The organism is Salinicola peritrichatus, assembly GCF_003206715.1.
GTDB lineage: Bacteria > Pseudomonadota > Gammaproteobacteria > Pseudomonadales > Halomonadaceae > Salinicola > Salinicola peritrichatus.
On sequence record NZ_PZJU01000024.1, the window covers coordinates 14945 to 34781 of the forward strand.

Here is a 19837-nt window from a genome sequence, read left to right on the forward strand (position 1 = left end):
AGCATGCTCGATAGCATTCTGGAAGGCGTGATCGCTTTCATGCTGGTGGCCGGCGGTGCCTTCGCGTTCATCGGCTCGCTCGGCCTGACGCACCTGAAGGATTTCTATATGCGCCTGCATGGGCCATCGAAGACCACCACCCTGGGCGTCGGCTGCACGCTAATCGGTTCGCTGATCTATTTCAGCCTGCGGGAAGGCCCGGTGGTCCAGGAATTCTTGATCACCATCTTCGCCTTCATCACCACGCCGGTCTCCGCGCATATGCTGGCCAAGAGCGCACTACACCACAAGCTGGAACCGGACCCGCGCACTCGCGGCAGGCCGATGGAGCTCGAAAACGAAAGGCCCAAGCATACCATCGAGGAAGCGCCGCAGGGCAAGTCGCCACTGCCCTGACCGGCATACGGCAGCTCACCAGCCGATGGTGTGCTGCTCGACGAGATTACCCAGCAGTTCGATGTGCTCGGGGCGGTCGTTCAGCGCCGGAATGTAGCGGTAGCGGCCACCACCCGCTTCCTGGAAGTAATGCCGATTCTCGGCGTCGATCTCCTCGAGCGTCTCCAGGCAGTCGGCGGCGAAGGCCGGACTGATGACATCCACGCACTCGGTTTTGGCTTCTCCCCAGGCTTTCAGCGTCTCGTCGGTATACGGCTTGAGCCACTCCTCGCGTCCGAAGCGGGACTGATAGCTCTGGAACCACTCATCCTCGCTCAGGCCCAGCGCTTCGGCCAGCAGATGACTGGTGGTCTCGCAGTGTTGCGCGTAGGGGTCGCCCTGATCGACGTAACGTTTGGGAATTCCGTGGTAGGACATCAGCAGGCGACCGCGATCGCCCTGGGTCTCCCAGTGCTGGCGAACACTGGCAGCCAGTGCCGCGATGTAATCAGGATGATCGTGGTAGTCGCGCACGAAACGCAGCTCGGGCAGATTCGGACAGGCATCCAGAGCCTTGGCGAGGCGCTGGAATACCGCCCCGGTGGTCGTGCGGGAGAACTGCGGATAGAGCGGCAGCACCAGAATGCGCTCCACGCCGGCCTCGCGCAGCCTGAGCCCGGCTTCTTCCATGCTCGGCTTGCCGTAGGTCATCGCCAGCTCGACCGGGATCGACTCGCCGTTGCGCGCGGCGAGATCCGCTGCAAGCGCCCGCTCCTGCTTGCGCCCGATGGCCAACAGCGGCGAGCCCTCCTGTTGCCAGACCGAAGCGTACGCCTTGGCGACCCGCGGTGGACGGATGCGCAGGATCACGCCGTGCAATATCGGCCACCACAACCAGCGTGGGGCATCGATGACCCGAGGGTCCCCCAGAAACTCGGCCAGGTAACGCCTGACCGCCTTGGGGGTCGGCGCCTCGGGCGTTCCCAGATTGACCAGCAGCACTCCGTAACGGGCCGCCATAACTGCTCCTTTCCCGGTTTTCGACCGCCGCAATTCTAGCATTGCCGACCCGCTCACGGCCCATCGGCTTATCTCATCATGCCCATGCGCACGGGTTATGACGGTTCATACCGTTCGCGCGAAGGCCGCCGGTAATGGCGACAATATCGAGTGGTGGGAACGCAGGAGTTTCCCTCCGTGATCGGCCAAGTCAGCGTTCGACTTGGCGGAGGGATGTCGGTTGGGTTGGGGGCAGGATAATGATGGGGGTAATGGACGCCGAATCAGAAGACCAGCGGCATCCGCGACAGCATCGGATCGTGGTAATGCGGCTCGTGGCCCACGATCTCGTCGTTGGCGGCCTGCTGCACCAGATAGGCACGATGAACGCCGGCCTGCTTCAACTCGCCGTAGACGTCGTCGAGCGAACGAAACAGCATCGGCTTGCCGCGCCGCGTCAGCACCTGGGTGGGGCCGTCTTCCGGTTCCAGCACGAGCTGGTAATAACGACTTCCGGCATGCGCAATGACGCGAATTTCGAAGTTGTCGTGATGTTGGGTATAACTTTTGAGCTCCTTGAGTTCCATGGTTCCCTCCTGTGGGTGTGAATGGAATCGTTATTCATGGAGATCGGCCTTCCCTGCCGCTCTCTCTGCGGGCGATGTCGTCGGCAATCCGGGCATTCGCGCCCATGGCCAGACGCCATCCAGACCATTAGGTCCGATGATTGTTAAGACTATGTTGCACCATAAGAGTTCATTGTTCCCTGTCTTGCGGGCCGGCTTTCAGCGTCACTACCACTCGTCCGCTCTCGGCACGCTTGGCGGTCGGCTTGAAACGGCTCCAGAAGTCGCCGCAACTGTGCTCCCGGGCCTCGGGCAGAATCCTCAGCGCGGTGATCGAGACCCGGGTCAGCGGAAAGAACCGCAGTTGACCGAAGCGATCCTTGGCGTGGAAGCCACCGGACCGACGTTCCGACTCCGGCAGCAGCGCCAGGCTCTCGTCGGCGAAACGGCGCTGTAGCGAGCCTAGCCGGGCGTGCAGGTCGTGGTCGCTGTCGAGTAGCAGGACGAAGTCGTCGCCGCCCAGATGACCGAGGAAGTCGTCACGTTCCAGCGCTTCACTCAGCACTCGGGCCAGTGTCAGGATCATCTGATCACCCAGGGCATAGCCGAAGCGATCGTTGAATGGCTTGAAGTGATCGAGATCCAGGTAGCAGGCGACGAAGGACCGCGACCGGCGCTGGTAATGCTCCAGCGCGGTTCGAATCGGGCGATTGCCCGGCAGTTGGGTCAGTGGATTGGCCTGACGGGCGATCTGAACCTGCTGCTCGGTGACCAGTTGCAGCAGGTTGATGACATGGCCGATACCCAGATAGCGTCCACCGTCGGTGATGACGAAATCTTCGTCCCGCGTTGCCTCGTCGCGGCCGGTCACCTTGCGCGAAACCCGTTCCAGGGGCTCGTTTGCCTCGACGCACAGCACCCTGGTCTGCATGACCTTGCCGATCGGCTGGCGACCGTAGAGGTCGAAACCGAATCGCTTGCCCAACAGCGCCATCAACTGCTGGCGACCGAGCAGGCCGACCGGCAGCTGGCGTTCGTCCACCACGGCCAGGGCATTCACTTCCGGCATACGACTGAAGCGCTCGGCGGCAGTGGCCACGCTCAGCGTGGTTTCCAGCGCCGGCAGCGTGACGCAAAGCCGCCGGATCTCGGTTGCGGCGACACTGGGGCGACGCGACGCCGCCAGAGCGACAAGACAGGAATCCAGCTTCTCCCGTGCCAGATGGGGCGCTGGATTGGGGCGCGCGAACAGCCACCCCTGGCAGTAGTCGGCGCCGAGTTCCAACAGCGCATCCAGTTCCCCTTCCTGTTCGACGCCCTCGGCGATCACGCGGCTGCCCAGACTGTGGGCGATATCGATGATCGAGCGCACGAAGCGACGCTTGACCCGATCGTGATCGAGGCCGCTGACGAAGTGCCGATCGAGCTTGACGTAGTCGGGATCGAGCTGGGACCAGAGGCGCAGCCCGGCGTAGCCGTCGCCCAGGTCATCGAGGGCGATCGAGAAGCCCATCGACTGATAGTGTTCGGCGGCCTCGGCCATGAGGCCCGGGTCGATACCCGGCGACTGTTCGGTGATCTCGATGACGATGTGCGGGGGCGTCAGACCGTGATCCGCCAGCAGCTGAATCGTGATGCCACTGATATGCGACGGATCGATCAGCACTTCGGGGCTCACGTTGAGAAACAACAACTCGCTCAAGCCGGTATCGACCCAGCTCTCGATCGCCCGTTCGCGACAGACCCGTTCCAGCGACGCCAGCAGGCCATGCTCGCGTGCGGCTTGGAACATCGGTAACGGATTGGCATAGGCGGAGCCTTGCGGCCCGCGGGAAAGCGCTTCGTAGGCGAGCACGCGGCCGGTAGGCACGGACACGATGGGCTGGAAATGCACACGCAGAGCGCGACGTGCTATCACGTCTGCCAGGGTCGCGGGCTCAGCGGCGGTATCGGGGTTCATGAGTGCCATTAACAGGCAACATCATGACAACCAAATTACACAAAAACTTACAATAATGAAAAAATGGTAAACCCCACCGTTCCGAGCCCGCAGGAGGCTCACTGGTAACCCGATGGATCGATCGCCTTGCCCAGCGAGTTGCGGTCGATCCACTTGCCGGCCTTGGCTTCCTTGTAGCGGAAGACCACCCGGTCGCCGACCGCGACCGGCAACTCGGCATCTTCCGTCTGGTAGCTGTAAAGCTCGCCATCGACGGTCAGCCAGTGCCGATAGAGATCCGGCATGCCCAGCCACTCCTTGAACGGCCCTTCCCGCTCGAGCTTCTCCAGTTGGCCACGCACCTCGATCTTGGGCGTGCGTTGACGACGACCACGCTGAAAACCGCCTGCCATGTATGACTCCTTGATATCGCGCCGGTGGCCCGGCGATGCTTACTCGTAGTGTTGACCGTAGCTGTCCGGTGCCAGGTCCTCGAACCGGGTATACTTGCCGATGAAGGCCATGTGGACGGTGCCGATGGGACCGTTACGCTGCTTGCCGATGATCAACTCCGCCAACCCCTTGTTGTCGGGATTGTCGGTATTGTAGACCTCGTCACGGTAAACGAAGGCGATGACGTCGGCATCCTGCTCGATGGCTCCGGATTCGCGCAGATCCGACATCACCGGACGCTTGTTGGGGCGTTGCTCCAGCGAGCGGTTGAGCTGGGAGAGCGACACTACCGGGCAGTTGAACTCCTTGGCCACGCCCTTGAGCGAGCGCGATATCTCGGAGATTTCGGCGGTACGGTTCTCGGAAAGCCCCGGTACCTGCATCAATTGCAGGTAGTCGATCATGATCATGCCGATATTGCCGTGCTCACGGGCGATACGTCGCACCCGCGAACGCAGCTCATTGGGCGACAACGCCGGCGTGTCGTCGATGAACAGTTGGCGATCCTTGAGCAGGTTGACCGCCGAGGTCAAGCGTGGCCAGTCCTCGTCCTCGAGCTGGCCGGTACGCACCCGGGTCTGATCGATCCGCCCCAGCGACGATAGCATGCGCAGCATCAACGACTCCGCCGGCATCTCCATCGAGAACACCACCACCGGTTTGTCGCCGGAGACCACCGCATGCTCGACCAGATTCATGGCGAAGGTGGTCTTACCCATCGAGGGGCGCCCGGCAATGATGATCAGGTCCGACGGCTGCAATCCCGAGGTCATCTCGTCGAGATCGCGAAAGCCGGTCGAGATACCGGTCATCTCGCCCTTCATGTTGAACAATTCGTCGATGCGATCGACCGCCTTCGTCAGCAGCTGACTCATGCCGATCGGTCCGCCGAACTTGGGCCGCGACTCGCTGATCTGAAACACCAGCCGTTCGGCTTCGTTGACCAGTTCGTCCGATGCCCTGCCCTCCGGGGCGTAGGCGCTGTCGGCGATCTGGCGCGAGGCCTGGATCAGCTTGCGCAGGGTCGCCCGCTCGCGAACGATGTCGGCGTAGGCACGAATGTTGCCAGCCGAGGGCGTGTTGCGTGCCAGCTCGGCGAGATAGGCGAGCCCGCCCACGCTCTCGAGCTGGTCGCGGCGTTCCAGCGCCTCCGAGAGCGTCACCACGTCCAGCGGCTGCGCGCTTTCGGCGAGCTCGGACATGGCATTGAAGGTCAAACGATGCTCGTGGCGATAGAAATCGTCCGCCACCAGGCGTTCCGATACCGTATCCCAACTGCTGTTATCGAGCATCAGCCCGCCCAGCACCGACTGCTCCGCTTCCAGCGAATGCGGCGGTACCTTGAGCTGCGCGGTCTCCTGATCGTTGTCGACGCTTTGGTTCATGCTTGGCTGCTACCTTCGGTTGCACAGCTGGCGCGCAAGAGCTGTTTGCCGCTCATTCTACTCAGTCGGTCGCGATGCCTGCCACGACCGCCAGCCATGAAAAAGGCACGCAGGGCGTGAACCCTGCGTGCCTTGCGCCAGGCATTGCTTCGCGGCGATGGTCGAGACTTACTCGGCGACCACCACGACACGAACGCTGGCGGTGACTTCGGCATGCAGCTGCAGCGCGATGTCGTATTCGCCGGTCTGGCGAATCGGGCCTTCCGGCATGCGCACTTCGCTCTTGGCGACGTCGATGCCGGCCTGGGCCATGGCTTCGGCCAGGTCGCGCGGACCGATGGAACCGAACAGCTTGCCTTCGTCACCGGCCTTGGCGACCAGCGACAGTTCGATCTCGGACAGCTGCTCCGCGCGGGCTTCGGCCTGGGCCTTGCGTTCGGCGGCTTGTGCTTCGAGTTCGGCGCGCTGGGTTTCGAACGCTTCGACGTTGTCTTTGGTCGCCGGTACGGCCAGACCGTAGGGCACCAGATAGTTACGGCCGTAACCGGGTTTGACGGTGACCTTGTCACCCAGATCGCCCAGCTTGCCGATGTTATCGAGCAGAATGACTTCCATTCTCGTGAACCTCTCGTCAATCACTGCGTGTCAGGCGACCGCGAAAATCCGCGAAGGTATCCACCAACGCCAACAGCAGTACAATCAAAATCGTGGGCCAGGTGGTCAACAAAAGCGCATAGAAGCCAACCAGCCAGAACCCGCTCATTCCCTTCAAACCAACAAAACCGTGAACCAGCGCCACGCCGGCGACCAGCAGCGGCACCCAGGCCAGCAAACTGGCGGCAGGAATGGCCAGGACCATACCCAGCACCATCAGCCCCACCAGCAACAGCAGCTGTTTGCGAGAGAGTCTCAGGGCGTGAAACTCCTCGCGAAAGCCACCGGGGTTGTAGAGCCCCGCCTGCCAGCTGCGCGCCAGCGCCAGACAGGCGATGCCGGCGAGCAATACCACCAGGCCGGTCACCCCGCCGATCACCAGCGTCGCCATCAGCTCGGTGTCGACGCCCTGCGCCGAGAGCTGATCCAGCATGCCGGAAACCTCGGAAGAACTCCGGCGAAGCTCCGCCAACAGCGGCCCCGCCCCGCCGGCCGGCACGAAGATCCCCAGGTGGACCAGTACCATGCAGACCACGCTGCCGACGATCAGTGTTTCCGACCAGCGCATGCGCGCGCGCAGGACGGTGGCCATCAACGTTACCAGCAGAATGCTCGCCAGCGGCACCGAATCGCCCTGCATCCACCACCAGCCGGCGGGGAGCGCAGCGGCGATCAGTACCGGCGCCGCCGTGGTCAGGCCGCGGCGCAGCGTGACCAGTCCGGTAACGGCTGCGCTGAACCAGAACAGCCACGGCACCAACGCTGTCAGGGCAGCCGCCACGATCGCTTGTGGCGCACCGCGCATGATCCAACGGGCCAGTGCCAGCATGATGCCTCGCTATGCTTACCGGACGCAGACGACCGGATCGGGTTTACTGGTGGCTGTCGGAGTACGGCAGCAGCGCCAGGTAGCGCGCCCGCTTGATCGCGGTGGACAGCTGACGCTGATAACGCGCCTGGGTACCGGTGATGCGGCTGGGAACGATCTTGCCGGTCTCGGTGACGTAGGCTTTCAGCGTATCGATGTCTTTGTAGTCGATGTACTTCACGCCTTCGGCGGTGAAGCGGCAGAACTTACGACGACGGAAAAAACGTGCCATGCGAGTCTCTCCTTACGCGAAATGAATCAGTTGGCTTCGGCGGCGGTTTCGGAACGCTCGGAACGCTCGCGGTCGCCACGCTCGGAGGACTTGTCGTCACGGCGACGGCTCTTCTCTTCGGCCGGCTTCATCATCGGCGAAGCTTCGGTGACGGCTTCTTTGTTGCGCACGATCAGGCTGCGGATGATGGCATCGTTGAAGCGGAAGATGTTCTCGATCTCGTCGAGAGTCTCGCCGCTGCACTCGATATTCATCAGCACGTAGTGCGCCTTGTGGATCTTGTTGATCGGGTAAGCCAGATGACGGCGACCCCAATCCTCGAGGCGATGCACGGTACCGCCGTTCTCGGTCACGAGGCTGGTATAGCGCTCGACCATGGCCGGAACCTGCTCGCTCTGGTCCGGATGGACCATGAACACGATTTCGTAATGACGCATGTTAGCTCCTTTCGGTTTGGCAGCTTCCGCGCGGTGCGCTCACCGCGAGAAGCAAGGAGTCAATATCGGACCACCGCGTCTCGAACTGCCCGCGTGCCGGATATTCAGACCTTAAGAGGGCTTTCCGCGCGGAGGATACCACGCGCAAGCCACGCTCCATGAGCATAGCCTGCCCATAGAACCGCGCAATTGTAGAGATTGGGCGGGCTCGACGCAAGTCAGCCGGGCATCGCGCCGGCACGCTGGCGTAGCGCTTCGAACAGACAGATACCAGTGGCCACCGAGACGTTGAGGCTCGAGACACTGCCCAGCATCGGTAGCTTGACCAGGCCGTCGCAGGCTTCGCGGGTCAGGCGCCGCATGCCCTTGCCCTCCGCTCCCATGACCAGCGCACAAGGCCCGGTAAAATCGGCCTCGAACAGCAGTGCATCGGCTTCACCGGCGGTACCGGTGATCCAGACGCCCAACTGCTTGAGCTTCTCCATGCAGCGCGCCAGATTGGTAACCTGGAATACCGGCACGCTCTCCGCCGCCCCGCAAGCGACCTTGCGCACGGTGGCATTGAGCGGCGCCGACTTGTCCTTGGGCACGATCACGCCGTGCACGCCGGCGGCGTCGGCACTGCGCAGACAGGCGCCGAGATTGTGGGGATCGGTCACGCCATCGAGGATCAACAACAGCGGCGGACGCTCGTCCCGCCACTGCTCCAGGCGCCACCACAACGCGGTTTCGTTCTCGGCGACCAGCGGCTCACAGAAGCCGATCACGCCCTGGTGTGCGGCCTGACCCGAGAGCGCATCGAGAGTTTCGCGGGGAACGCGCTTCAGCTCGCATCCGGCCGCCCGAGCCCGTTCCAGCAGCGCCTCCAGACGCTGCTCGGCGTGTCCCTGCTGGATCCACAGCGCCCGCGGCGGCTGGCCACGCTCGAACAGTGCACGTACGGCATGCACTCCATGGATCGGCTCCAGCCCGGCCGGCGTGCGCGGCATCGCCGAGGCATGTTGCTGACGCCGCCCCATGCGGGGTTTCTCGCGCGGCATCAGCGTTTACCGCGATTCTGGCGGGACTTGCGCGAGCGACCCGCAGCGGAGCCGTCATCGTTGCCGCCCTGGCGTTCACGCTTGCCCGGACGCTGCTTGCGCCGGCGCGGCGGATTCTTGGCCTGGGAGTCGGACTCCGCACCACCGCCCGCCGCGGCGCCCGGCTTGCGGGATCTCGGCGTGCGGCGGTGGCGCGGGGTCGCGTCGGCCAGGTCGAAGTCGATCTTGCGATCATCGAGATCGACCCGTGCCACGCGCACCGTGACACCATCGCCGAGCCGGTAGGCGACACCGCTGCGCTCACCCTTGAGGCGATGCTTCTCGGCCTCGTAGTGATAGTAATCGGACGGCAGCGAGGTGACGTGGACCAGCCCCTCGACATAGACGTCGTCCAGGCGCACGAAAATGCCGAACTGGGTGACGGAGGCAATGGTCCCTTCATAGACCTCGCCGACCTTGTCGGAGAGGAACTCGCACTTGAGCCAGTCGGTGACGTCGCGGGTGGCGTCGTCGGCGCGGCGTTCGGTCATCGAGCAGTGTTCGCCGAGCTCCACCATCTGCTCGAAGGTGTAGGGGCACCAGGTGGAGGGTTTCTCCACCGGCGCGCCTTCGGCACGCAGTACCGTCTGGGTCTGACGTGGCCCACGAATGACCGAGCGGATGGCGCGATGCACCAGCAGGTCGGGATAGCGCCGAATCGGCGAGGTGAAGTGGGCGTAGGCCTGGTAGGCCAGACCGAAGTGTCCTTCGTTATGCGGCGAATAGACCGCCTGGCTCATCGAGCGCAGCATCACGGTCTGGATGATGTCGGCATCCGGACGGTCCTTGATCACCTCGCGCAAGGCCTGATAGTCCTGTGGCGAGGGCTTTTCGCCGCCCCCCAGCGTCAGCCCCAGCTCGCCCAGGAACAAACGCAGGTTTTCCAACCGCTCCGGTGCCGGCGGCTGATGCACGCGATAGAGCGCCGGCAAATCGTGCTTGTCGAGGAAGCGTGCGGTAGCAACGTTGGCCGCGAGCATGCACTCCTCGATCAGCTTGTGGGCATCGTTGCGGGTGCGCGGCACGATCTTCTCGATCTTGCGATCGTCGTTGAACACGATCTGGGTTTCGGTGGTCTCGAAATCGATCGCCCCTCGCGCTTCGCGTGCCTTGCGCAACACCTTGTAGAGCGCGTGGAGATTTTCCAACGACGGCACCAGATCGCGATAGCGCTCACGCAGCGCCTGCCCTTCCTCGCTCTCTGGTGCCTGCAGCATGGCACCGACCTGGTTGTAGGTCAGGCGCGCATGGGAGCGCATCACCGCCTCGTAGAACTTGTAGCGACTGATCGTGCCGTTTTGCGAGATGTTCATCTCGCACACCATGGTCAGGCGGTCGACCTGCGGGTTGAGCGAGCAGAGCCCGTTGGAGAGCAACTCCGGCAACATCGGCACGACCTGCCCAGGGAAGTAGACCGAGTTGCCGCGAATGTAGGCCTCGTTGTCGAGTGCGCTGCCGCCACGTACGTAGTGGGAGACATCGGCAATCGCCACGACCAGCTTCCAACTGCCGGACTTGGTCTTCCAGGCGCAGACCGCGTCATCGAAATCCTTGGCATCCTCGCCGTCGATGGTGACCAGGGGCATCTCGCGCAGGTCGATGCGGGCCTGCTTGTCGGCCTCCTGAACCTCGGCGGACATGCCGGCGATCTGCCGTTCGACTTCGGGCGGGAATTCGGCGGGAATATCGTGGGAGCGAATCGCAATGTCGATCTCGAGACCGGGATCCATGCGCTCGCCGAGAATCTCCACCACTTCGCCCACCGGCTGCTTGCGCGTTTCCGGCTGCTGGGTGATGTTGACCGAGACGATCTGCCCGTCCTTGGCTCCCCCGCTGGCGCTATGCGGGATGATCACCTCCTGGCTGATACGCGAGTTCTCGGGAATCAGAATGGCGAACTCCGAGCTGTTCTGGCGAAACACCCCGACCAGCGTCTGCGTATTGCGTACCAGCACCTCGGCAATCGTCGCCTCGTCGCGGCCGCGGCGATCGCGTCCACTGACGCGGGCCAGCACGATGTCGCCATCGAATACCCGACGCATCTGTCGCGGCGGCAATACCAGGTCGGGTTTGACGTTGTCGTGGCGAATCAGGAATCCCATGCCGTCACGGTGGCCCTGTACCCGTCCCTTGATCAGGTCGAGCTTGTCGATCAGCGCGTAGGCGCCCTTGCGGTCGCGCAGGATTTGGCCGTCACGCTCCATCGCCGCTAGGCGCCGACGCACGGCCTCCTGCTGGTTCTCGTCTTCGAGCCCCAGCATGGCGCTCATGTTTTCATGGGTGATCGGCTTGCCATAGGCCTCGAGACGCGACAGCAGATATTCGCGGCTGGGCACGGGATTGGCGTATTTTTCCGCTTCACGAGCCGCGTGCGGATCGTCATCCAACGTCCAATGAGTCATGCAACCATCGTCCTTGCGTTGGGCCGGCTGGGCCCGAATTGGGTAAAGAGAGCACGCGGCAGGCGGCTTGTGCCGTTACAGCTTTTATAGGTCATGGCATGAGTATAGCGGTCACGCCTGCCCGACCCAACCATGCAACACACATGAGCCGGAAACGACGCCGACTGACCAAGTACTGAGTTTTAGGGGCTGTCGACGTTTCGGCATGGCCGTGGATGAAACCTCGATAGCCCTGAAAAACCGGTATAGAACATCGCTTGGGGAGCCGCAAAATAGACGCTTGCATTCGAACGCAGAGTCGGTATCATGCATCGCGCCTTGGCCCAGATGGCGGAATTGGTAGACGCGCTAGCTTCAGGTGCTAGTGTCCTTACGGACGTGGAGGTTCAAGTCCTCTTCTGGGCACCATCGAATCCATTCGATGGCGTCTCTTTCGACGGAAACAGGGCCGAATAAAGCCCGGATGGCGGAATTGGTAGACGCGCTAGCTTCAGGTGCTAGTGTCCTTACGGACGTGGAGGTTCAAGTCCTCTTCCGGGCACCATCGAAAGACACATGACACGCCCAGGTGGCGGAATTGGTAGACGCGCTAGCTTCAGGTGCTAGTGTCCTTACGGACGTGGAGGTTCAAGTCCTCTCCTGGGCACCAGGTGTCATGCTTATCGCTATTTTCCTCTCGCTGCTTCCCGCTTCCCCTTGTCGATAGCGATATCCCGCGACGATACGGGATTATTGTCGTGGCGCTGGCGCGCGAAGCCATGGATTGTTGTGAATCCATGGTTATTGATAGCGCCCCGGCTGGTCGGCAATCGCCTCCAACCCCCATCCCGAGGTTTCGACGCGCCCTTCGAGTCGACGCTCGACGGCATCGTCCAATAGCGGAAAGAAATCCAGCCCCGTACGCGCCTCGACCTCATCGATGGTGACCAGAAAACGATCGAGCGGCTCCTTGCCGTTGACGTTCTGCGGCATGAGAAATGCCAGCGCCCGTGGTGTCGTGCCCGGCACGACCAGAATCTTGTAGAAGGCCACCGGTACCTGGGAAAAGCCGATACGGTGCAGCCACTGGTTGTCGTAGACCGGTCCGGTCATGACCCAGACGCCGCCGAAGCGTGGCACGAAGTCATCGATGACCGCCTCTTCCAGGCGCTGCCAGAGCTGGCGATTGAGCTTGGGCCGCTGCGGCGTGATGTTGGTCATCAGAAAGCTGGCGGCCTGCGCGTCACGGCCATACACCACCGACATGGCATAATTCGGCGCCATGTGGCCGCGATCGTAACCGCTGCCGGTATAGTCATCGCTGATTATGGGCCACAGGCTGCGCCAATCCTGCTCGAAATGGTCGGGACGCGGCAGACTGCGCGGATCGTCGACCCGTTTCAGGGCGTAGCCGACCCACAACGGCCCGGCACGAAGGTCCGACCATCCCAGCAGAAAACCGTCATTGCGCAGGACCCGATTCCAGCCGCGCCAATCGTCCCACTGCCAGTCGGGCACGCCCATCCAGCTCAGCTGGTCGCGGACATCGCTTTCGTGCCAGTACCACAACCCGCCGATGACGACGACGAACAACAGGGAAATCTTCGAGGTGCGAGCCAGCCGCGCCAGCGGCCCTCGCCGTTGACCACGCGCCACCCGACTCAGAGGCCGACGGAGAACATGGCGTCGAGGTCGTGGCGCGAATGCACCTGCATGGCATTGAGGGTTTCGGTATCGCGTATCCCCTCGACGCTCATCAGGCGTTCGGTGACCAGGGTGGCCAGGGATTCGAAATCGCGGGTACGGGCGATGGCAATGAGATCGTAACGACCGCAGGTCGAATAGACCTCGCTGATTCCCTCGAGATCAGCCAGCCGCTCGGCAACACCGCGGATCCGGCCTTTTTCGACATTGATCAGAATGACGGCGTTCTGCATTTCCCTCTCCCACCGGCGTTTGGCCCCACATCGTGCGGACCGTAAAAGAACGAATCGGCACGGAGTATACCAGTTCCTCGGCCGACCGCCCGCAGGGAAGTCAGGCGGACTCCCGCGCCGGCTCGGGGATCGGCCACTGGTAGCGGCGGACGATGTCGTTATTCTCGACCGATTCCAGCTTGATCGGGAAACCCCATAGTTGATGCAGATGGCGCAGCACCGGGAACAGGCTCTGCCCCAACGGGCGCCGACGATCCTGCACGTGGCGCAGGGTCAACGAACGATCGCCGCGTATGTCCGCCTCCCATACCTGGATGTTGGGCTCCCGCGCCGATAACGCGTACTGCACGCTGAGCGCCTCGCGAATCCTACGGTAACCGCGATCGTCGTGGATCGCCTCGACCTGCAGGCTGTCGTCGCGGTCGTCGTCGACCAGGCTGAACAGGCGCAGATCGCGAATCACCTTGGGCGACAGGAACTGCTGAATGAAGGACTCGTCCTTGAAGTTGTGCATGGCGAAATGCAGCGTCTCCAGCCAGTCGCTGCCGGCGATCTCCGGGAACCATTCCCGGTCCTCGTCGGTCGGTGCCTCGCAGATCCGCTTGATGTCGCTGAACATGGCAAAGCCCAGCGCATACGGATTGATGCCGTTGAAGTAGGGACTATCGAAGTCCTGCTGACTGACCACCGAGGTATGCGACTGCAGGAATTCCAGCATCAGGCCTTCGTCGATCAGCCCATCGTCGTACATGCGATTCATCAGGGTGTAGTGCCAGAAGGTCGCCCACCCTTCGTTCATCACCTGGGTCTGGCGCTGCGGGTAGAAGTACTGCGCCAGCTTGCGCACGATACGCACGATCTCGCGCTGCCAGGATTCCAGCAGCGGTGCGTTCTTCTCCAGAAAATAGAGCAGGTTTTCCTGCGGTTCGCTGGGGTAACGGCCATGACGGTGAAGCCCCAGCGGATCGTTCTCGTGGTCGTGCCAGGACTCGGCGTCTTGCCCGCCGGCCCGCGTCGGAATGGTACTCCAGAGCGTGTTGACCTGGGTTTGCAGATACGCCTCGCGCTCCTCCTGACGCCGCGCCTCCTCTTCGGCAGAGATCGGCGACGGCCGCTTGTAACGATCGACGCCATAGTTTTGCAAGGCATGGCAGGCATCCAGCAGTTGTTCGACCGCCTCGACACCGTGACGCTCTTCGCACTTGGCAATGTATTTGCGTGCGAAGACCAGATAATCGACGATCGCCGATGCATCCGTCCAGGTCTGGAACAGGTAATTGCCCTTGAAGAAGGAGTTGTGGCCATAACAGGCGTGGGCGATTACCAGCACCTGCATCATCAGCGAGTTCTCCTCCATCAGATAGGCGATGCAGGGGTTGGAGTTGATCACCAGCTCATACGCCAATCCCATCTGGCCGCGACGATACGCCTGCTCGACCGACAGGAACTGCTTGCCGAACGACCAGTGATGGTAGCCGATCGGCATACCGACACTGGCGTAGGCGTCCATCATCTGTTCGGAGGTGATGATCTCGATCTGATTGGGATAAATGTCCAGACGATACTCGCGGGCCAGCTCGGCGATCGCGCGCTCGTACGCTTCGAGCACTTCGAAATTCCAGTCCGACCCGGTGGCGATGGGCTTGCGTCGCGTCATTGATCTCTCCTCATCCGTTCCCGTTTCGATGAGTGCATCGATTCAGGCTTGAGAGCGCTGGCGGAAAAGCTCGCGAAAGACCGGATAAATATCTTCCGGCTGAACGATCTGCTGCATGGCGAAACGCTCGGGATAGGCAGCCCTGACCATATCATAGGCCTCCCACAGCGCCTGATGCGCGTGCGGAGTGATCTCAACGTAGGTGAAATACTGCAACTTGTGCATCAGCGATTCGTCGAGCAGTTCCAGGCAGGTCGAAGAGTCGTCGTCCCAGTTGTCGCCATCGCTGGCCTGGGCGACATACAGATTCCACTGCTCCGGCGAATAACGCGCCTCGATGATGCTGTCGACCAGGCTGAGCGCGCTGGACACGATCGTGCCGCCGGTCTCGCGCGAATAGAAGAACTCCTCCTCGTCGACCTCCTTGGCCACCGTGTGGTGGCGCACGAACACCAACTCGACCTTCTCGTAGTTGCGCTCCAGGAACAGGTAGAGCAGCAGGAAAAAGCGCTTGGCGATGTCCTTGTGGGCCTGGGTCATCGAGCCGGAGACGTCCATGACGCAGAACATCACCGCTTGATTGGACGGCATCGGCTGGTTGGTCAGATGGTTGTAACGCAGATCATAGGTGTCCAGGAACGGAATCGCCTCGATGCGTTTCTCCAACCGTTCGATCTCGGCCTTGAGCTCGTCGATCCGCGACGGGTTGCGCAGTACGGGATCCTTGCGTTCCTCCGTCTCCAGGGCATCGCGGGCTTCGCGCAGAGCGCGCTTGAGCGGCGCCCGCATGCCGATACGTCGGGCATGCGCCTCGCGCATCGAGCGCACGATGTTGATTCTGGCCGGCACTCCTTCCCGAGAAATTCCCGCCCGCACCGGTCGCGTCTCCTCGAGCACCCGCAACTGCTTGCGCTCCAGATGCGGCAGCTCGAGACCGTCGAAGACGAAGTCGAGAAACTCTTCGCGGGATAGCGAGAAGACGAATTCATCCATCCCCTCGCCCTGGTTGGAGGCCTGACCCTCGCCGCTGCCACCACCACCGCCCCCACCGCTAGGGCGGCGCAACCGATCGCCTTCGGCAAACTCCTTGTTGCCCGGGCTGACCACCGTGCGCCGCCCGCCGGGCCCGTGCTGGAACACCGGCTCGGAAATGTCCTTGGTGGGAATCGAAACCTTCTCGCCGCGCTCCATGTCGGTGATCGAGCGCCGGTTGACCGACTCTTCCACCGCCCGCTTGATGTGGGAACGGTAACGCTTGAGAAACCGCTGACGATTGACCGCGCTCTTGTTGCGCGCGTTGGGGCGTCGATCGATGAAGTAGCTCATGGCACCTCCCGCAGACTGGCTGCGACAATGGCCACCGCAAGATGGCCTCTGTCTATTGGGGCCGCCGGCTCGAGGCGACGGCTCCGATGACACCGACTGATTGAGCGATCACTGCGATTTACGCACCCGCAGATACCACTCGGACAACAAGCGGACCTGTTTCTCGGTATAGCCCCGCTGCACCATGCGATCGACGAAATCCTCGTGCTTGCGCTGATCCGAGGCCGACGCCTTGGCGTTGAACGAGATCACCGGCAGCAGCTCCTCGGTATTGGCGAACATCTTGTGCTCGATCACACCCTTGAGCTTCTCGTAGGACTGCCAGTTGGGATTCATGCCGTTATTGTGGGCGCGGGCCCTGAGCACGAAGTTGACCACCTCGTGGCGAAAGTCCTTGGGATTGGAGATTCCCGCCGGCTTCTCGATCTTCTCGAGATCCTCGTTGAGCGCCTGGCGATCGAACAGCTCGCCGGTCTCGGGATCGCGATACTCCTGATCCTGAATCCAGAAATCGGCGTAGGTGACGTAGCGATCGAAGATGTTCTGCCCATACTCGGTATAGGACTCGAGATAGGCAGTTTGAATCTCCTTGCCGATGAAATCGACATAACGCGGCGCCAGGTACTCCTTGATGAAGCGCAGGTAGCGCTCGTGAGTCTCCTTGGGCAACTGCTCGCGCTCCAGCGCCTGTTCCAGCACGTAGAGCAGATGCACCGGGTTGGCAGCGATCTCATGAGCGTCGAAGTTGAACACCTTGGAAAGGATCTTGAAGGCGAAGCGGGTGGAGAGCCCGTCCATCCCCTCGTCGACCCCGGCCGCGTCGCGATACTCCTGAATCGACTTGGCCTTGGGATCGGTATCCTTCAGGTTCTCGCCGTCGTAGACCCGCATCTTGGAGTAGATGCTGGAATTCTCCGGCTCCTTGAGCCGCGACAATACCGAGAACTGCGCCAGCATGCGCAGCGTATCCGGCGCGCAGGGCGATTGGCTGAGCGAGGAGTGCTCGAGCAGCTTCTGGTAGATCTTGATCTCCTCGGAGACGCGCAGGCAGTACGGCACCTTGACGATATAGACGCGATCGAGAAATGCCTCGTTGTTACGATTATTGCGGAACTGCTGCCACTCGCTCTCGTTGGAGTGAGCCATGATGATCCCTTCGAAGGGAATCGCGCCCATCCCCTCGGTCGGGTTGTAATTGCCTTCCTGGGTGGCGGTCAGCAATGGATGCAGCACCTTGATCGGTGCCTTGAACATCTCGACGAACTCCATCAGCCCCTGGTTGGCCTTGCACAAGCCACCGGAGAAGCTGTAGGCGTCGGGATCGTCCTGGGAATAGAGCTCGAGCTGACGGATGTCGACCTTGCCCACCAGCGAAGAAATGTCCTGATTGTTCTCGTCGCCCGGCTCGGTCTTGGACAAGGCGATCTGATTGAGCCGCGACGGGTGCAGCCGTACCACGCGGAACTGCGACAGATCGCCGCCGAACTCCTTGAGTCGTTTGGCCGCCCAGGGAGACATCGGCCCGCGCAGATAACGTTGCGGGACGTTGTACTCCTTCTCCAGCAGTTCGCCATCCTCCTCCGGCGAGAACAGCCCGAGCGGCGACTCGAACACCGGGGAGCCCTTGATGGCGTAGAACGGCACTCGCTCCATCAACAGTTTCAAGCGCTCCGCCAGCGACGACTTGCCGCCGCCCACCGGACCCAGCAGGTAGAGGATCTGCTTGCGCTCCTCCAGTCCCTGAGCGGCATGACGGAAATAGGCCACGATCTGCTCGATCGCCTCTTCCATGCCATAGAACTCGGCAAAGGCGGGATAACGCCGGATGACCTTGTTGGAGAAAATTCGTGACAAGCGGGGGTCTTTCGCCGTATCGATCGTCTGCGGCTCACCGATGGCGGCAAGCATGCGCTCGGCGGCGTTGGCGTAGACGCTGGGATCCTTCCGGCACAGCTCTAGATATTCCTGCAGGCTCATCTCTTCCTGTTGAACCTGCTCGTAACGGCTCTGCACGTGATCGAAGATGCTCATGGAAGCCTCCTGGTCGTGACCCCCAACCGGACAAGGCGAGCGCCTCGTCAGCCGGGTTAGCTGACTATCAGCATAGACAGATGCACGAAGCGTCGGGTAGACCCATTTTGCGAGTCTTTTCAACGCAGCGTCGGAATATACGCTTTAGAACACGCTACCACGATCCAGGTTCGATGCACGGGGATTTTGCGTCGGAAAACCACGCAATCCTGCCCGACCGTCTGTAAGCCAAGGAAATGGCAGCAGAAACCGGCCGGCGTGAAAAGATGTAAGAGGCAGAAAAGCGACGCCCGCCTGGGCGAGCGCCGGAGTCACGAATACGGCGGTCAGGCGCCGTCGAACGCGGCCCGCGCATCCGTCAGCAATTGGTCGAGAAGCTCGGTGGTGGTGTTCCAGGAGCAGACGAAACGGGCACCGCCGGCACCGATGAAGGTATAGAAGGTCCAGCCTTTCGCTCGCAGCTGACCGATGACCGGCGCCGGCAGGCTGACGAAGACACTGTTGGCCTGGGTCGGGAACATCGGCTCGGCCCCCGGCAACGAGGCCAGGCCGTCGGCCAGATAGCGCGCCATGGCGTTGGCATGCTCGGCATTGCGGCGCCAGGCACCCGACTCCAGAAGCCCCAGCCAGGGCGCGGCGATGAAACGCATCTTGGAGGCCAGTTGACCGGCCTGCTTGCAGCGATAGGCGAAATCCTCGGCCAGCTCCTTGTTGAAGAACAGAATCGCTTCGCCCATCGGCAGGCCGTTCTTGGTGCCCGAGAAGCACAGCACATCGACGCCCACCTGCCAGGTCAATTCCGCCGGCGAGGCATCCAGCGCGCTACAGGCGTTGGCGAAGCGCGCGCCGTCCATATGAACGCGCAAGTCGTACTTGTCGGCGACCGTACGGATCGCCAGCAGCTCCTCGCGGGAATAGACGGTCCCCACCTCGGTGGCCTGGGTGATGGAGACCACCCGCGGCTTGGGGTAGTGAATGTCGCTGCGGCGCACGACCAGGCGCTCGATGCCCTCGGGCGTCAGCTTGCCCTCTTCGCCCGGGCTGGTCAGCAGCTTGGAGCCGTTCGAGAAGAACTCCGGTCCGCCGCATTCGTCGGTTTCGATGTGTGCCAGTTCGTGGCAGATCACGCTGTGATAACTCTGTCCCAGTGCCGCCAGCGAGAGCGAGTTGGCAGCGGTGCCGTTGAACACGAAAAAGACATCGCAATCGTAGTCGAACAGTTCGCGGAAGCGATCGGCGGCGCGATGGGTCCAGACGTCATTGCCATAGGCGAGATCGTCGCTGGCATTGGCCTGGATCAGGTAATCGAGGGCTTCGGGACAGATACCGGAGGTGTTGTCACTGGCCAGAAAGCGAGGGCTACAGTCAGGTGTCATTTGGGGGTCCTTGTACGATCCCTCCATCGAGAAAAGCTCGACGACCGGTGACCGCCGCCGAGTTTTCCGGGGGCCAGGCAAAATGGCCTGGATAACGAAAAAACGCGACACCGCACCGATGGGATCGCCATCGAACGGGCAC

General features: G+C 62.1%; 18 protein-coding genes and 3 tRNA genes. 4 read left to right on the plus strand and 17 right to left on the minus strand.

What is annotated here, in order from left to right; translation table 11 throughout:
• Positions 1–3 precede the first annotated feature (3 nt).
• Positions 4–396, plus strand: coding sequence for a Na+/H+ antiporter subunit G (locus DOM57_RS10125; RefSeq protein WP_110649088.1), 393 nt, complete (start codon positions 4–6; stop codon positions 394–396).
• Between the two features lie 15 nt (positions 397–411).
• Here DOM57_RS10125 and hemH read toward each other — a convergent pair whose 3' ends face one another.
• From hemH to rnr, 11 genes are all read right to left on the minus strand, one after another.
• Positions 412–1395, minus strand: coding sequence for a ferrochelatase (gene hemH, locus DOM57_RS10130; RefSeq protein ID WP_239496176.1), 984 nt, complete (start codon positions 1393–1395; stop codon positions 412–414).
• A gap of 263 nt (positions 1396–1658) precedes the next feature.
• On the minus strand, positions 1659–1961 hold the full coding sequence (locus DOM57_RS10135) for a DUF6482 family protein (protein WP_110649090.1): 303 nt from the start codon (positions 1959–1961) through the stop codon (positions 1659–1661).
• 169 nt (positions 1962–2130) lie between these two features.
• The gene (locus DOM57_RS10140; RefSeq protein WP_239496177.1) at positions 2131–3909 is read right to left on the minus strand and encodes a bifunctional diguanylate cyclase/phosphodiesterase; all 1779 of its coding nucleotides are present in this window, start codon (positions 3907–3909) and stop codon (positions 2131–2133) included.
• Between the two features lie 89 nt (positions 3910–3998).
• Complete coding sequence (locus DOM57_RS10145; protein ID WP_110649091.1) at positions 3999–4292, minus strand: hypothetical protein; 294 nt, start codon at positions 4290–4292, stop codon at positions 3999–4001.
• A gap of 39 nt (positions 4293–4331) precedes the next feature.
• Entirely contained in the window at positions 4332–5717 is a 1386-nt protein-coding gene (gene dnaB / locus DOM57_RS10150) for a replicative DNA helicase (protein ID WP_110649092.1), read from the minus strand.
• 168 nt (positions 5718–5885) lie between these two features.
• Positions 5886–6332, minus strand: coding sequence for a 50S ribosomal protein L9 (rplI, locus tag DOM57_RS10155; protein WP_110649093.1), 447 nt, complete (start codon positions 6330–6332; stop codon positions 5886–5888).
• 16 nt (positions 6333–6348) lie between these two features.
• Positions 6349–7200 (minus strand): hypothetical protein, encoded by an 852-nt coding sequence (locus DOM57_RS10160; RefSeq protein WP_110649094.1) that lies wholly within the window; start codon positions 7198–7200, stop codon positions 6349–6351.
• Between the two features lie 43 nt (positions 7201–7243).
• Positions 7244–7471 carry a 30S ribosomal protein S18 gene (gene rpsR, locus DOM57_RS10165; RefSeq protein ID WP_035472385.1) on the minus strand — a complete coding sequence of 76 codons (228 nt, stop codon included), beginning with the start codon at positions 7469–7471 and terminating at the stop codon, positions 7244–7246.
• A gap of 26 nt (positions 7472–7497) precedes the next feature.
• Positions 7498–7908 carry a 30S ribosomal protein S6 gene (rpsF, locus tag DOM57_RS10170; protein WP_110649095.1) on the minus strand — a complete coding sequence of 137 codons (411 nt, stop codon included), beginning with the start codon at positions 7906–7908 and terminating at the stop codon, positions 7498–7500.
• 218 nt (positions 7909–8126) lie between these two features.
• Positions 8127–8948 carry a 23S rRNA (guanosine(2251)-2'-O)-methyltransferase RlmB gene (rlmB, locus tag DOM57_RS10175; RefSeq protein WP_239496178.1) on the minus strand — a complete coding sequence of 274 codons (822 nt, stop codon included), beginning with the start codon at positions 8946–8948 and terminating at the stop codon, positions 8127–8129.
• Entirely contained in the window at positions 8948–11389 is a 2442-nt protein-coding gene (rnr, locus tag DOM57_RS10180; RefSeq protein WP_110649097.1) for a ribonuclease R, read from the minus strand. Before rnr ends, rlmB begins: the two co-directional genes overlap by 1 nt.
• Positions 11390–11710: 321 nt before the next feature.
• Between rnr and DOM57_RS10185 the strand changes: the two genes are divergently transcribed.
• From DOM57_RS10185 to DOM57_RS10195, 3 genes are all read left to right on the plus strand, one after another.
• A tRNA-Leu gene (locus DOM57_RS10185) sits at positions 11711–11797 on the plus strand.
• Between the two features lie 49 nt (positions 11798–11846).
• Positions 11847–11933: transfer RNA gene (locus DOM57_RS10190), tRNA-Leu, on the plus strand.
• Between the two features lie 18 nt (positions 11934–11951).
• A tRNA-Leu gene (locus tag DOM57_RS10195) sits at positions 11952–12038 on the plus strand.
• Between the two features lie 131 nt (positions 12039–12169).
• On the opposite strand, the gene DOM57_RS10200 is transcribed toward DOM57_RS10195, so the two are convergent.
• From DOM57_RS10200 to DOM57_RS10225, 6 genes are all read right to left on the minus strand, one after another.
• The gene (locus DOM57_RS10200; protein ID WP_239496179.1) at positions 12170–13024 is read right to left on the minus strand and encodes a DNA/RNA non-specific endonuclease; all 855 of its coding nucleotides are present in this window, start codon (positions 13022–13024) and stop codon (positions 12170–12172) included.
• A gap of 5 nt (positions 13025–13029) precedes the next feature.
• A complete protein-coding gene (locus tag DOM57_RS10205; RefSeq protein WP_075571652.1) occupies positions 13030–13305 on the minus strand; it encodes an Lrp/AsnC family transcriptional regulator in 276 nt (91 codons plus the stop codon).
• A 100-nt stretch (positions 13306–13405) separates the two neighbouring features.
• Positions 13406–14962, minus strand: a complete 1557-nt coding sequence (locus DOM57_RS10210; protein ID WP_110649098.1) for a SpoVR family protein — start codon at positions 14960–14962, stop codon at positions 13406–13408.
• A 42-nt stretch (positions 14963–15004) separates the two neighbouring features.
• Positions 15005–16288: a YeaH/YhbH family protein gene (locus DOM57_RS10215; protein WP_110649099.1), complete on the minus strand. Its 1284-nt coding sequence runs from the start codon at positions 16286–16288 to the stop codon at positions 15005–15007.
• A 108-nt stretch (positions 16289–16396) separates the two neighbouring features.
• Positions 16397–18319, minus strand: coding sequence for a PrkA family serine protein kinase (locus tag DOM57_RS10220; RefSeq protein ID WP_110649100.1), 1923 nt, complete (start codon positions 18317–18319; stop codon positions 16397–16399).
• A gap of 326 nt (positions 18320–18645) precedes the next feature.
• Positions 18646–19695, minus strand: a complete 1050-nt coding sequence (locus DOM57_RS10225) for a threonine aldolase family protein (RefSeq protein ID WP_110649101.1) — start codon at positions 19693–19695, stop codon at positions 18646–18648.
• Positions 19696–19837: the final 142 nt, after the last annotated feature.